General features: G+C 42.7%; 1 protein-coding gene and 1 pseudogene. Both read left to right on the forward strand.

Features of this window, described 5'->3' with window-relative positions:
- The coding region (gene petA / locus A3766_RS10590) for a ubiquinol-cytochrome c reductase iron-sulfur subunit (protein ID WP_068642177.1) at positions 1 to 362 on the forward strand (362 nt) is incomplete at its 5' end.
- Positions 362 to 597, forward strand: a pseudogene (locus tag A3766_RS10595) (cytochrome b); the annotation flags it as partial. The gene petA and the pseudogene A3766_RS10595, both read left to right, overlap by 1 nt.

Below are 597 nucleotides of genomic sequence, written 5' to 3' on the forward strand. Positions count from 1 at the left end.
CTCAAGAGATGCTTGATAATATTGAAAAGCTGTCTGATGAGTTGCGAGACCCTCAGTCTGAGTTACCTCAGCAGCCTGAATATATTAAAGGGGTGTTTAGATCTTCGCGCCCTGAGTATGCAGTCATTGTTGGTATCTGTACTCACCTAGGTTGTTCTCCACAATTCGTGCCAGAAGTGAAGCCTCAAGAATTTGATGCTAACTGGGTAGGTGGCTTTTTCTGTCCTTGTCACGGTTCTCGTTTTGATTTGGCAGGTCGAGTCTATAAAGGGGTTCCAGCACCTAAGAACTTGGAAATTCCTCCTTATAAGTACCTGGATGATGCAACGGTAGTTATTGGTGTTGATGAGGAGCAGGCATAATGCAAAAGCTAATTAACTGGATTGACGAGCGCCTCCCTGTTGTTGAAGCATTCGAAAATCACATGAGTAAATACTACGCGCCAAAGAACTTTAATGTTTGGTATATTTTTGGTGTGCTTTCAATGGTTGTTTTGGTTAACCAGCTTCTTACTGGTATTTGGTTGACTATGAGCTACAACCCAAGTGCTGAAGGTGCGTTTGCATCGGTTGAGTACATTATGCGTGATGTTGAATA

The sequence above is a fragment of the Oleiphilus sp. HI0132 genome (genome assembly GCF_001635845.1).